This window comes from Cellvibrio fontiphilus (genome assembly GCF_042646205.1).
GTDB classification, from domain to species: Bacteria; Pseudomonadota; Gammaproteobacteria; order Pseudomonadales; family Cellvibrionaceae; genus Cellvibrio; species Cellvibrio fontiphilus_A.
This window is the reverse complement of sequence record NZ_JBHRTF010000003.1, coordinates 185,248-198,640: the sequence shown is the minus strand read 5'-3', so window position 1 is coordinate 198,640 and position 13,393 is coordinate 185,248. Positions and strand designations below refer to the sequence as shown.

At 49.9% G+C, this 13,393-nt stretch carries 10 protein-coding genes; 2 read left to right on the top strand and 8 right to left on the bottom strand.

What is annotated here, in order from left to right:
• The first annotated feature begins 4 nt into the window (after positions 1 to 4).
• Positions 5 to 2,206, top strand: coding sequence for an FdhF/YdeP family oxidoreductase (locus ACFODX_RS06400; protein WP_378117242.1), 2,202 nt, complete (start codon positions 5 to 7; stop codon positions 2,204 to 2,206).
• A 14-nt stretch (positions 2,207 to 2,220) separates the two neighbouring features.
• On the opposite strand, the gene ACFODX_RS06395 is transcribed toward ACFODX_RS06400, so the two are convergent.
• The gene (locus ACFODX_RS06395; RefSeq protein ID WP_378117240.1) at positions 2,221 to 2,481 is read right to left on the bottom strand and encodes a hypothetical protein; all 261 of its coding nucleotides are present in this window, start codon (positions 2,479 to 2,481) and stop codon (positions 2,221 to 2,223) included.
• A gap of 376 nt (positions 2,482 to 2,857) precedes the next feature.
• Here ACFODX_RS06395 and ACFODX_RS06390 point away from each other — a divergent pair, with 376 nt between their 5' ends.
• The gene (locus tag ACFODX_RS06390; protein WP_378117238.1) at positions 2,858 to 3,895 is read left to right on the top strand and encodes a TerC family protein; all 1,038 of its coding nucleotides are present in this window, start codon (positions 2,858 to 2,860) and stop codon (positions 3,893 to 3,895) included.
• Between the two features lie 41 nt (positions 3,896 to 3,936).
• On the opposite strand, the gene cysG is transcribed toward ACFODX_RS06390, so the two are convergent.
• From cysG to ACFODX_RS06355, 7 genes are all read right to left on the bottom strand, one after another.
• Positions 3,937 to 5,334: a siroheme synthase CysG gene (cysG, locus tag ACFODX_RS06385; RefSeq protein ID WP_378117236.1), complete on the bottom strand. Its 1,398-nt coding sequence runs from the start codon at positions 5,332 to 5,334 to the stop codon at positions 3,937 to 3,939.
• Positions 5,335 to 5,429: 95 nt separating this feature from the next.
• Positions 5,430 to 6,716 (bottom strand): serine--tRNA ligase, encoded by a 1,287-nt coding sequence (gene serS / locus ACFODX_RS06380; protein ID WP_378117234.1) that lies wholly within the window; start codon positions 6,714 to 6,716, stop codon positions 5,430 to 5,432.
• A 32-nt stretch (positions 6,717 to 6,748) separates the two neighbouring features.
• Entirely contained in the window at positions 6,749 to 7,123 is a 375-nt protein-coding gene (gene crcB, locus ACFODX_RS06375; protein WP_378117232.1) for a fluoride efflux transporter CrcB, read from the bottom strand.
• 132 nt (positions 7,124 to 7,255) lie between these two features.
• Positions 7,256 to 8,596 (bottom strand): replication-associated recombination protein A, encoded by a 1,341-nt coding sequence (locus tag ACFODX_RS06370; RefSeq protein ID WP_378117229.1) that lies wholly within the window; start codon positions 8,594 to 8,596, stop codon positions 7,256 to 7,258.
• Positions 8,597 to 8,617: 21 nt separating this feature from the next.
• On the bottom strand, positions 8,618 to 9,247 hold the full coding sequence (gene lolA, locus ACFODX_RS06365) for an outer membrane lipoprotein chaperone LolA (RefSeq protein WP_378117227.1): 630 nt from the start codon (positions 9,245 to 9,247) through the stop codon (positions 8,618 to 8,620).
• An 87-nt stretch (positions 9,248 to 9,334) separates the two neighbouring features.
• Positions 9,335 to 11,692, bottom strand: a complete 2,358-nt coding sequence (locus tag ACFODX_RS06360) for a DNA translocase FtsK (RefSeq protein ID WP_378117225.1) — start codon at positions 11,690 to 11,692, stop codon at positions 9,335 to 9,337.
• Positions 11,693 to 11,865: 173 nt separating this feature from the next.
• Positions 11,866 to 13,374: a sensor domain-containing diguanylate cyclase gene (locus tag ACFODX_RS06355; protein ID WP_378117223.1), complete on the bottom strand. Its 1,509-nt coding sequence runs from the start codon at positions 13,372 to 13,374 to the stop codon at positions 11,866 to 11,868.
• Between the last annotated feature and the right edge of the window lie 19 nt (positions 13,375 to 13,393).

Genomic DNA, 13,393 nt, shown 5'->3' with positions numbered 1-13,393 from the left:
ACCTATGTCCGCTTCAGATTCAACACCTGCCGAACCTATCAGTATTGTTGGAGGAGGCCCTAAAAAGGTCTTGTACACGCTGAAAACTGTTGCGCGCATTGGTTTACTGAACTCTGCCAAAGCCCTCAACAGTAAAAATACCTGCAAAGCCTGTGGGCTGGGCATGGGTGGCCAGCGCGGTGGCATGACCAACGAAAAAGACGAATTTCCGTCCGTCTGCAATAAAAGTATCCAGGCACAATCCACCGATATACAACCCGCCATTCCCGAAGATTTATTTGCCCACACGCTGGATGATTTCAAACAACTCAGCGCTTATGAAATTGAGCACCTGGGGCGATTAAATAACCCCTTATTTAAATCTGCCGAGAGCAATCGTTACACGCCGGTAAGCTGGGAATTTGCGCTGGACAAAATGACCCGTGCATTTTCTGCAACTGATGCATCCCGCAGTTTTTTTTATTCCTCCGGCCGCTCCTCCAACGAAGCCGGTTTTGTATTGCAACTACTGGCGCGTTTGTACGGCACCAACAACGTCAACAACTGTTCCTATTATTGCCATCAAGCCACCGGCGTAGGTTTACAGAATGTAATTGGTAGCGGCACTGCCACAGTATCGCTAGAGGATGTAGGCAACTGCGATTGTATTTTTGTGATAGGCGCCAACCCCTCCTCCAATCATCCGCGTTTTATTCATCAATTAAAAAATTGTCGCGAGCGCGGCGGACAAGTGATTGTGATTAACCCGGCCAAAGAACCGGGGCTGGTGCGTTTTGCGGTGCCCAAAAGTGCAAAATCCATGTTGAGTGGCGGCAGCTGGATTGCTTCAGATTATGTGCAACCCAAGATTGGCAGCGACTTGGCGCTGTTAAAAGGCATCGCCAAAGCACTTATTGAAAACGAAAAAATAGCCACTGATTTTATCGCCCGGCACACCCATAACTTTGCAGCCTTCAAAGAGGACATTGAAACAACACCCTGGCAAAAGCTCGTAGATTTTTGCGGTGTGAGCCAACAAAAAATAGAAGAACTTGCACACCACTACGCCAAAGCCGAGCGCGCTATTTTTGCTTGGGGCATGGGTGTTACCCATCACCTGCACGGTGTAGAAAATGTCGAGGCCATTGCCAACCTGGCCTTGCTGCGCGGCATGCTCGGCAAACCCGCGGCAGGTTTATTGCCACTGCGCGGTCACAGCAATGTTCAAGGCATAGGCACAGTGGGTGTTAAACCCATTTTGGCGGAGGATGTTTTACAACAGCTGGAGCAACACACAGGCGCAGCCCTGCCACGCACAGCGGGTATGGATACACTGGCCTGTTTGCGCGCAGCTCACGCCGGTGAAATAGATGCCGCATTGATTATGGGAGGCAATTTATTTGCCGCGACGCCCAACAGCGACTGGGCCAAAGCCGCGCTCGATAAGATCGGTTTTAAAGTGTATTTAACAACAACCCTGAACCTTGGGCATGTCACCGGCATGGAAACCAGTGAGGCGCTGATCCTACCCGTTACTGCCCGCGATGAGGAATGGCAACCCACCACACAAGAGTCCATGTTTAATTATGTACGCTTGAGTGATGGCGGCATTCATCGCCTGCACAACGTCAAACCAGAAGTGGAAATTTTGTGTGAATTGGGCAAACGCTTGCTGCCTGATTGCCCGCTGGATTTTCAACAATTAAAACAACATGACTCTATTCGCGCGGCTATAGCCGCCACCATTCCCGGCATGGGGGAATTAAAAGATATAGCGCAAACCAAACAAGAATTTACGATTCAAGATCGCCTCTTGGCATCGCCAAAGTTTCACACCCCGGGCGGCAAAGCACAATTTCAAGTTGGCGAATTGCCCGCTGCCGTTGCAAGCGCGGAGTATCCTTTTGTATTAGCCAGCATTCGCAGTGAAGGGCAATTTAATTCGATTATTTATGAAGAGAGCGATTCCTATCGCGGCACCGACACTCGCTGGTCGGTATTAATGAATCAAAAAGATATGGAAGATTTAGCTATTCGCACAGGGGATTTGGTTAACCTGAAATCTGCCCAAGGTGAAATGAAAGCTGTCAAAGTATTTGCTTTTGATGTGCCACGCGGCAATGTAATGGCCTATTACCCTGAAGCAAATGTACTGATTGCCACCCATCACGATCCGCGCAGCAAAACACCGGCATTTAAATCAGTGCCGGTGAAAATTATCTGTTGAACATCCCTGAGTATTTAAATGGAAATATTAACGCTAGTTGCCGGGGAATGACGACGATCGCGCCCGGCCCGTGTTTCCACAATAGTTTGATCTGACTTACTGCGACGATCCCCTTTGCGGCGCTCTACTCCCCCCGGGGGGCCTATAGCGCCCAAACCGGCAGAGGGTTGTTGCTGGTTCTCATTGGCATAAGGAGTCACTGCCGTGGTAGTCGTTGGGCGACTGGGCACTTTTACTGAAACTGGTCGGGGTTGGATGGGGCCTAGATAAACCATGAGTTCACCTGTATCTGCAAGTTACAGTCAATTTATCGGCTTTAATTGGCCTTACTTGAAGCCTAATTAATGCGACATCAAAAAAATGGCATTCTGATCACATTTTAGACAGCCATTATCAATAGTTTTTTCCTTGTTCAGCCTTAAAAAATCACGCCACACTTGACCCTAAGATAACAACTTTTATACTGGCCGAACGAAGGGGAGTAGTTCCCGCCGCGCATGTCGTCAATACGAGTCGTTTAGCTCCGGCCGCGCGGGCAAGGTAAGCAGTAGCACCTTGTGAACGAGACCTTTGTCGCAATGACAAAGGCTTCCTTTTATGTTCGTTTTCCTTCCGTCATTGCGTTTTCAATCCATTAATGACGGAGCTATCATGCGTAAACTAGTAACCCCACTCTTGCTTTTGCTACTTCCGGCAATTGCCTCTGCAGAAACCATCACCCCTGTCAGCCAAAACATCAGCGTTGGAACTCCACTGCTCTGGGCGATTTTTTTCGGGCTGGTGATTGTCGTTTTGTTAATTGATCTGGTGTTTGTGGGCGGCGGCAAACAACACCGGGTTTCACTCAAAGAGGCCGGCACCTGGTCGTTGATTTGGATAACGCTGGCCATGCTGTTTGGTGCCGGACTTTGGTGGTACCTGGATCATCACTACACGCGTGAATTGGCTAACACCAAAGTACTGGAATACCTGACGGGCTATTTGGTAGAAAAATCACTCGCCGTGGATAACGTTTTTGTCTGGCTGATGCTGTTTAATTTTTTTGCCATCCCATTTGAGCTGCAAAAACGTGTACTCACCTACGGTGTGCTGGGTGCGATTGTGATGCGCACTATTATGATTTTTGCGGGTGTGTGGCTGATTGAACAATTCCACTGGATGCTGTATTTGTTCGGTGCTTTTTTGTTATTCACCGGTATCAAAATGTGGTGGATGGCTGACAAAGAAGTACATTTGGAAAACAACCCTCTCATCAAGTGGATTAAAAACCACTACCCCGTTACTACCGAACTCAGAGGTGAGCGTTTCTTTGTTACGGAAAATGGCATACGCATGATGACCCCATTGTTTCTAGCCTTGGTGATGGTAGAAATATCGGATTTGATTTTTGCTGTAGACTCAATTCCCGCTATTTTTGCGATTACTTCTGACCCATTTATTATTTTAACGTCGAATATATTCGCTATTTTGGGTCTGCGTGCCATGTACTTTTTATTAGCGGATATGGCGGATAGATTCAGCTACCTGAAATATGGTTTAGCGCTGGTGCTGGTATTTATCGGTATTAAAATGATGATGATTGATATTTATAAAATTCCTGTTGGAATTTCATTGGCGGTAGTGGCTACATTAATAGGTAGTTCGGTACTCATCTCATTGGCAAAAACCAAAGAGAAATCGAACACTTAATGTTTAATGTTAAGAAAAAGAAAGTAAAAACGCCTGAGCAATCAGGCGTTTTTTATTTGTGGTGTAAACCAGCGCAAACTTTCATGCAACTGCACCACTTCACCGACAATAAATAATGTAGGGGCATGTACATCATTGGCCGCAACAACATCAGCGATAGATGTTAAATCCGATACAAGAACACGTTGCTGCTGCGTGGTGCCTTTTTCAATCAAAGCAACCGGAGTATTGGCCGCACGACCATGTGCAATCAGGGATTCACAAATTTCTTTTAACCCTACCAGCCCCATGTAAAACACCAGTGTCTGGGTTGGATTCGCCAACTCTGGCCACTGTAAATTAGTATCGTCTGATTTCAAATGACCAGTAACAAAACGCACAGACTGGGCATAATCGCGATGCGTTAATGGAATACCCGCATAAGCAGCACAGCCAGAGGCAGCGGTAATACCAGGCACCACTTGGAAAGGAATATTGTGTTGCGCCAGTAATTCAATTTCTTCACCGCCGCGACCAAAAATAAACGGGTCGCCGCCTTTTAAACGCAATACACGTTTGCCCTCTTTGGCCAAATCCACCAGCAACTGATTAATATTTTCCTGCTGCATGGCGTGTTCATTGCGGCGCTTGCCCACATAAATACGCTCGGCATCACGGCGCACTAATTCCATCACACCGTCTGATACTAAACGGTCATAGAGCACAACATCCGCCTGCTGCATTAAACGCAACGCGCGCAGGGTTAAGAGCTCCGGATCACCGGGGCCGCCGCCCACCAAATAGACTTCACCTTGAGTCAGCTGGGTTTGATCGCCCGCTAATTCACGCGCAATTAATTCATCCGCCGCTGCTTGTTGCCCGTTAAACGTTAATTCAGCAGCAGGGCCTTGCAGAATTTTTTCCCAAAATTTGCGGCGGCTATCGCCATCATCAAAACGCGCTTTCACACGATCGCGCCATGAGCTGGCCAACTGCGCTAATTTTCCATAACTCGCTGGAATTAATGTCTCTAATTTTGCACGCACCAAGCGTGCGAGTACCGGCGCTTCACCGCCACTGGACACTGCAATCACCAGCGGCGAGCGGTCGATAATCGCAGGGGTAATGTAAGTGCAAAGCGCCGGTGTATCTACCACATTTACCGGTAAATTCAGGGCTTGGGCATCCGCAGAAATTTTTTCATTCAAGGCTTCAATATCGGTTGCCGCAATCGCCAACACACAGCCTTGCAAATCACCGGTGTGATATTCGCGCTCATGCAGCTCGCCATTATTCTGCGCCACCAAACTGCGCAGCTCGGCAGAAATCTCCGGCGCCACAATACGCAACCGCGCGCCCGCTTTAGCAAGCACACGCCCTTTGCGCGTTGCCACTTCACCTCCGCCCACCAACAGGCAGAGGCGGTTTTTTAAATCGAGAAAGACGGGGAAATAATCCATAAATTAATATCGCTTCTACAAACACAGATAACAGCGTGAAACTTACTCGCATCCAAAAACTGGTCAAAAAAAAGGTGGGCATTGCCCACCCTTTTTTATTTTTTTACAGGAGTCAGCACTTCCTGACCACCCATGTACGGGCGCAGCACTTCTGGAATAATTACGCTGCCATCCTCTTGTTGGTAGTTTTCCAGCACTGCCAACAAGGTGCGGCCAATGGCCAAGCCTGAGCCGTTCAAGGTGTGTAGCAATTCGGGTTTGCCGGTTTCTTTGTTACGGTAGCGCGCCATCATGCGGCGGGCCTGGAAGTCGCGGAAGCTGCTGCAAGAGGAAATTTCGCGGTATTTATCTTGCGATGGCACCCACACTTCGATGTCGTAAGTTTTGGCAGATGAGAAACCAATATCGCCGCCACACAAAATCACTGTGCGGTGTGGTAAGCCGAGTTTTTGCAAAATAGTTTCAGCATGACCAACCAGCGCTTCAAGTGCCGCATCTGATTCTTCCGGGCGTACAAATTTTACCAACTCGACTTTTTCAAATTGATGCTGGCGAATCATGCCGCGGGTATCGCGGCCATAGCTGCCTGCTTCGGAGCGGAAGCAAGGTGAATGGCACACTAATTTAATCGGCAGTTGGGTTTCATCGACAATTTCATCGCGATAAATATTGGTCACCGGTACTTCGGCAGTGGGGATCAAATAAAATTCGCGGTCGTCGGTTAATTTGAATAAATCTTCTTCAAATTTAGGTAGCTGGCCGGTGCCGAATAATGAATCGCGGTTCACGATAAAAGGCACGTTCACCTCTTCGTAACCGTGTTGGTTGATGTGGGTATCCAACATAAATTGTGCGAGCGCACGATGCAGGCGCGCTACACCGCCACGCAATACCGCAAAACGAGTGCCGGTGATTTTGGTGGCGACTTCAAAATCCAAACCGCCCAGTTCAGCACCCAGATCAACGTGATCTTTAATAGGGAAATGAAAGCTGCGTGGCATGCCCCAGCGGCGCACTTCTACGTTGTCTTCATCACTTTTACCTTCCGGTACTTCATTAGCAGGCACATTGGGGATTGCTTTTACAAACTCATCCCACTCGGCTTGAATTGCCGCAAGTTCTACTTCTGCACCGGTCAATTGCTGCTTGATGTTTTCCACCGCTTGCATCATGGGCGCAACATCTTCACCGGCTTGTTTGGCTTTGCCGATACCTTTGGAAATAGCGTTGCGCTCGGCTTGCAGGTTTTCAGTTTTTACCTGAATTTCTTTGCGTTTTTCTTCCAATGCTTGAATTTTGGCAACATCTAATTGATAACCGCGTTTTGCCAAACCCTGTGCTACTTCTTCGGTAGCGGTGCGAAGTAATTTTGAATCTAACATGATGAGTAATTATCTATATGAAGTTAAAAGTATTAAAAAAATTTTTGGGTTAACGCCATTCCAGAAAATGCCATTAACAATCCTACAATCACTGAGCTGCTTGCATAAATAAGCGCATTCAATACATAACCGGTCTGCCACAACTGCAATATTTCCAGCGAAAACGCGGAGAAGGTTGTGAAGCCACCCAAAACGCCGGTGATAAAAAACAACCGCCATTCAGCAGACAAGGTTGTTTTTTCAACCAGCAGCACATAAGCAACGCCGATTAAAAACGACCCGACAATATTCACGATAAACGTGCCTAGCGGAAAGCGAATGCCTAGCAGTGGTGTTAGGTAGCCTACCGCCGCGAATCTGAGTAGAGATCCGAGCGCGCCACCTAATGCGATTGCTAACCACTGCATAGATATTTTCCGTTAAAAGAAACCCCCTCCCTGCCTCCCCCTTCACAAGGGGGAGGAGCTTGGCCAACTCCGTTTTTATTACGGAGTGAATTCAAACTCCCGCCCCTTTTGAAGGGGAGTGTTGGGGAGGGGTTATTTTTTGTAGCGTTGCTGTTTACTTTGTTTATCCAGCTCGCGCAAATGCGCGAGCTTTTCCTGAATTTTTAATTCCAGCCCACGTTCCACCGGTTGATAGTAACGTGCCTGCGCAATCTCTTCCGGCAGATAATTTTCACCCGCCGCATAAGCGCCAGGCTCATCGTGGGCGTAGCGATATTCCGCACCGTAATCCATGTTTTTCATGAGTTTGGTGGGGGCATTGCGTAAATGCAGGGGAACATCGTAGGCCGGTTGGTTGCGCACATCAGCCATCACTTGGTTGAACGCATTATACACAGCATTGCTTTTGGGGGCGCAGGCCAAGTAAACAACGGCTTGGGCTATGGCCAGCTGCCCTTCCGGGCTACCCAAACGCTCCTGCACATCCCACGCAGATAAACACAATGGCAGTGCGCGCGGGTCGGCATTGCCTATGTCTTCACTGGCCATACGCACTACACGGCGGGCGATGTAAAGCGGATCGCAGCCGCCATCGAGCATTCTGGCAAGCCAATAGAGCGCCCCGTCTGGCGAGGAGCCGCGCACAGATTTATGCAGCGCAGAAATTTGCTCATAAAAAATATCGCCGCCTTTATCAAAGCGGCGCACATCGCTGGCGAGAACTTCGGCCAGGACGTGTTCATTGATAACTTTTTTATCGCCCTCGTCATCGGCCAGATCAGCGGCAATTTCCAACAAGTTGAGCGATTTGCGCGCATCGCCATCGGCAGCTTGCGCCAAGGTCATCAGCGTATCGTCGTCAATACTAATCTGCTGCGCGCCCAAGCCGCGCTCTTTGTCATTGAGCGCTTGCAGCAATACGTTTTTCAATTGCTCCGGCTGCAAACCGCGCAGTACATACACACGGCAGCGCGAGAGCAACGCATTATTTAATTCGAATGAAGGGTTTTCAGTGGTAGCACCGATAAAAATAAAGGTGCCGTCTTCCACGTAAGGCAGAAATGCATCCTGCTGGGATTTATTAAAGCGATGGACTTCATCCACAAACAAAATCGTTTTGCGACGAGTGGAAATGCGCTCCTGCTGCGCCGCCGCAACCGCCGCACGAATTTCTTTTACGCCGGATAACACCGCCGAAAGCGTTTCGAAACGGGCATCGGCCTGCTCGGCAAATAATTTGGCGAGCGAGGTTTTGCCCACACCGGGCGGCCCCCACAGGATCATGGAATGAAGCTGCCCACGGGTGATTGCTTCGCGCAGGGGTTTGCCCGCTGCTAGCAGATGCTCCTGACCTATGTAGTCATCCAAATTGCGCGGGCGCATACGCGCGGCAAGCGGTTGATAGGCGGGCGTACTGCTGGCAAAAAGATCCATGAATTAACTAAACACTCGCGATTAATCGTGCAAAATTTCAACGCCTTCCGGCGGCACAAAAAAGAAGTTTTCTTCCGGCAGGGGTTTATTGCGTTGCACATTGGAGAGTTGGCAACGGGTTAATTGACCGAGGCTGTCTTGAATCGCAAATTCGGTTAACTGGCCTGCTTTGAATACCAACACCAGCTGCTGGAACATACCTTCGGTGACTTTAGGAGTCAGGGTGTACTTTTCGGCGCTGGTATCTTTAGCATCTTTCGCGATGGAAAAATTCTTACGCAGCTGCTCAATATCGGCACTCAATAACAGCGCCGGTGTTTCGCGCAGGTCTTCGGTGAATTCACGGATATTCACCGTTTCCAGATCCGGATCGTAAAGCCAAATAGTTTTGTTATTGGAGACCAATAATTGCGGCATTGGGTCGAGGGTTTTCCAATAAAACTTGCCGGGGCGCATGAGCATAAAACTGCCGCTGCTGGACTCCTGCTCAACGCCGGTTTTGTCGTAGGTGGTTTGCACAAAATCGCCTTGCAGGCTGTTCATGGCATCCAGTAATTTGCGTAATTGCTGCGCGGCTTGGTCATCCGCTGCATTGGCAGCAACGGAAACAAGCAATAACAAACCGGTGAGGATTCGGGTAAATATAGTCATAGAAATTCCACTGATAATTGAGAGGCCGACACCCGAATCCTATCGGGTGTGGATGAACCTGAGATAAACCATTCGATTAATAAAAGGTTAATCGCGCCCGCTGCCAACCAACACTTCGCGATTGCCATTGTGACCGGCGGATGACACGACTCCCGCTGCTTCCATGGTTTCGATCAAACGCGCCGCGCGGTTATAACCAATACGCAACTTGCGCTGTACCGATGAAATAGAGGCCTTACGCGATTCAATCACAAACTGCACAGCTTCATCATAAAGCGCATCAGATTCGCCATCATCGCCTTCACCACCTTCACTCGGTAATCCCGGAACCGGAATGGAGTTGTTGTCATCGTCGGTGATGCCATCAATATACTGCGGTGCGCCGCGTTTTTTCCAATCCGCCACGACTTTGTGAACTTCGTGGTCATCTACAAACGCGCCGTGAACCCGGATGGGCACGCTGGTGCCAGAGGGCAAATAGAGCATGTCACCATGCCCCAAGAGCTGCTCTGCCCCACCCTGATCCAGAATGGTACGCGAGTCGATTTTGGAGGAAACCTGGAAGGCAATACGCGTAGGTACGTTGGCCTTGATAAGACCGGTGATGATATCCACCGAGGGGCGCTGGGTCGCCAAAATCAGGTGAATACCCGCCGCACGGGCTTTTTGCGCAATACGGGCGATAAGCTGCTCTACCTTCTTCTTGTCCACGATCATCATCATGTCGGCGAATTCGTCGATCACCACCACGATAAAGGGCAAGGCTTCCAAGTCGGGCGCGGTGGCGACTTCGGCGCCCGCCTCAAAATTGTCTTCGGGTTTGAACAGTGGATCTTTGATTGGCTCGCCGGCTTTGAGGGCATCCTCTACCTTGCGGTTAAAACCGGCGAGGTTGCGTACACCCAGCGCCGACATGAGCTTGTAGCGCCGTTCCATTTCACCCACGCACCAGCGCAGGCCGTTGGAGGCGTCTTTCATATCGGTAATTACCGGTGTCAGCAAATGGGGAATACCCTCGTAGACCGAGAGTTCCAGCATTTTTGGATCCACCAGAATCAGGCGCACTTCTTTGGGTGTGGACTTATACAGCAGGCTGAGCAACATCACGTTAACGCCCACCGATTTACCCGAACCGGTGGTACCCGCCACCAGCAAGTGCGGCATTTTGGCTAGGTCAGCTACTATGGGTTCGCCGGAAATATCGTGCCCCAGCGCCATGGTCAGCGGTGATTTGGCGTGATCGTAGGCTTCCGATGAAATCACCTCTGACAGGCGCACCATTTCGCGGTGGGCGTTGGGGATCTCTACGCCCATCACCGACTTACCCGGAATCACCTCCACTACCCGCACTGACACTACCGCGAGTGAACGCGCCAAGTCTTTGGCAAGGCCGGAAATACGACTGGCTTTAATGCCCGGCGCGGGCTGGATTTCAAAACGGGTCACCACCGGGCCGGGTTGTACCGAGACCACTTCAATATCAATGCCGAAATCTTTGAGTTTTAACTCCAACAGGCGCGACATGGCCTCCAGTGATTCTTTGGAGTAGCCCTTGTCGCTGCGCTTATCGGCTGGGTCCAACAGGTTCAAAGGTGGCAACTGGCCGACTGCAGGCTCAAGGGATTCAAACAGCGAGGGTTGCTTTTCTTTTTCAATACGCGGGCTGGGCGCCGGTTTCTTTTTGGGAGGCTCAGCAATAATCACCGGGGCTACACGCTTGGCTTCTTGTTTAACATGCTGCTCCACCACTTCACGGCGATGTTCCTGGGCTTTGACCGCGATTTGCTTTTCGGCGCGCTCACGCTGGTAAAGTTTCCACTTTTCCAGCCCACGGGCGATGCCAATGCTCACCCAACGGCCTATATCCTCTGCGAGTTTTAACCAGGAAAGGTCGGTAAAAATGGTCATACCCACTAAAAACATGCTGAGCATTAATAAGGTGCCGCCGGTGTAATTGAACGCATCAAAAATACCGTCAGACACCGCAGCGCCCAGTAAACCACCATTGGAATATGGCAGCACCGAAACACCATCGCTGTAATGCATAGCGGCAATACCAGTGCCCGCCACCATCACCAACACCAAACCCACAGCACGTAAACCAAAAAACAACCAGTCGATAGAATCCTGCCGGGTGCGATCTTTGAGCACCAACCAAGCGCGATAGGCGATCATCACGGGGAAAAGGTAGGCGAGATAACCAAACAGCGAGAAAAAGACATCGGCAATCCAGGCGCCAAAGGAACCGCCGGCATTTTGCACCAGTGTGTTTTCGCCAGTTTTGGACCAACCCGGGTCCATAGGGTCATAACTGACCATGGCAATTAACAGGTACAGGCAAATCGCGCCCAAACCGATAAGGGCGCCCTCTTTGATCAGGCGCACCAACAGGCTGGAAGCTTGTTCAGACGCAGGTGCACGGCGTTGCGGAGTTGCTGATTTCAATGGAAAGTCCCGATTGCGCTACAAAGGTACAAATCTATAAACGAGGGCTATTGTAATTACTGGCAGCAGATTTACCACCGGCAAGATCACTCTGCAGGGAAATGAATGAAAAAACCCGCATAAATGCGGGCCAAAGTGTTTAGTTAACAAGCAAATACTTGCACTGCTCTACCTTAATGTTGCGTCTCAGCAATCAGGCTTTCCATACCCGGCGCCCAGCGGGTGACCTGGTTGCGCCCGTGCTGCTTGGAGTAATACAGCGCTTCATCTGCTTGTTGGATTAACTGGTTCGCGCTGCTCGCGCCCATGCGGATGGAAGTCACACCAAAACTGCCAGTTACCCTGACACCGTTGGTCACTTGTGCGGCAATTTTTTCGCGACAGCGCTCGGCAATAAGCTGTGCCTGTTCTATGGGTGCACCGGGCAAAATGACACAAAACTCCTCGCCACCAAACCGCGCCACCATATCCATATCGCGCACCACCTCGCGCAGGCTATTGGCTGCCATTTTGATTACTTCATCGCCTACAGCGTGACCATAGGTATCGTTTACTTTTTTGAAGAAATCGATATCCGCCATGATGCAACTGAATTCCGTATCAGACGCACGCGCGCCATCAAACTTGCCATTTAAGTGTTCATAAAGTGCGCGGCGATTAAAACAATTGGTGAGCGGGTCACGTGTTGCCAAATAGGTTAATTCTTTGTTTTTAGTTTCAATGGCGGCACGGCTTGCCGCGAGCTGCTGCACCATATCCTCCAGCAAACGGTTTTTACCCTCAAGCTCGGTGATGTCTTCAAATACTGCGATAGTGCCCTGGGCCTGCCCTTTGGGGTCAAGAATGGGCACGGCATTCACGTGGAATATTTTTTCCCCCTCGCTCCCTGACGGCAACAATACACGCGCACCCGTTTGCTTAGCCCCCTCTGCAAGCGCACGAATCCAGGGGTACTGCACATCATCACTTTTCGGGTCCACAAACCAGCCCAGGTTGCTGGCTTTTTTCCCAAGCAAATTGTCCTCGGTGCGACGCAAATTTTCCAAGAGCGCGGTGTTTGCCAACACAATTTGTTCGCGCCTATCCAGAATAAGTACGCCCTCCGCCAAAATATTCAAGGCATTGCGTACCCGCGCAGGAACAACAGCACTAGGGTCCAAATGTTTAAGCGCGCGCTTTATATAAAACCAAAACCCCAGGAAGCCGCTGAGCGCAATAAAAATAAGCAATAACACAAAAGTAGGCACACCAAAAATAGGGTGGCGATCATGTAACAGCGGTTCAAAACTGATTTCAAAATCAGCGCGCTTGGCGCCGTTAATCATTACCGGAAAACGAATATGGGTTGGTGTCGATTCGTTGGCCTCTGCTCCTGCCCATTCTTTTTCGTGGGTTTTGGTTTTGGCGACGAGATTACCGTTGTTGTGGCGTACAGCAGCCGATAAGATTTCCGGGTTGCGCTCTACCGAAGACTCCAGCAAATATTGCAGTAACAATTCATCACCGCGGGTAATAGCCACACTCACTTGGGATGCCAAAGTTTCTGCGAGGCGTTTGCGCACATCCAATTGCTGGCGCTCAACACCGGGCGCCAAGCCCAGCGCCTGCGCAAGAATTAATAACGAGATGGTGAGGATGACTAAACCCACACTCAACCTCACCGCCGGTGTAATGCTCAACATGAAAATTCCTTAACTCAAT

Bases quoted from the DNA above. Each gene is read 5' to 3' on its own strand.
- ACFODX_RS06390 (WP_378117238.1), top strand. From the start codon at position 2,858: ATGCGTAAACTAGTAACCCCACTCTTGCTTTTGCTACTTCCGGCAATT.
- crcB (WP_378117232.1), bottom strand. From the start codon at position 7,123: ATGCAGTGGTTAGCAATCGCATTAGGTGGCGCGCTCGGATCTCTACTC.
- ACFODX_RS06370 (WP_378117229.1), bottom strand. From the start codon at position 8,596: ATGGATCTTTTTGCCAGCAGTACGCCCGCCTATCAACCGCTTGCCGCG.
- lolA (WP_378117227.1), bottom strand. From the start codon at position 9,247: ATGACTATATTTACCCGAATCCTCACCGGTTTGTTATTGCTTGTTTCC.
- serS (WP_378117234.1), bottom strand. From the start codon at position 6,716: ATGTTAGATTCAAAATTACTTCGCACCGCTACCGAAGAAGTAGCACAG.
- ACFODX_RS06400 (WP_378117242.1), top strand. From the start codon at position 5: ATGTCCGCTTCAGATTCAACACCTGCCGAACCTATCAGTATTGTTGGA.
- cysG (WP_378117236.1), bottom strand. From the start codon at position 5,334: ATGGATTATTTCCCCGTCTTTCTCGATTTAAAAAACCGCCTCTGCCTG.
- ACFODX_RS06395 (WP_378117240.1), bottom strand. From the start codon at position 2,481: ATGGTTTATCTAGGCCCCATCCAACCCCGACCAGTTTCAGTAAAAGTG.
- ACFODX_RS06355 (WP_378117223.1), bottom strand. From the start codon at position 13,374: ATGTTGAGCATTACACCGGCGGTGAGGTTGAGTGTGGGTTTAGTCATC.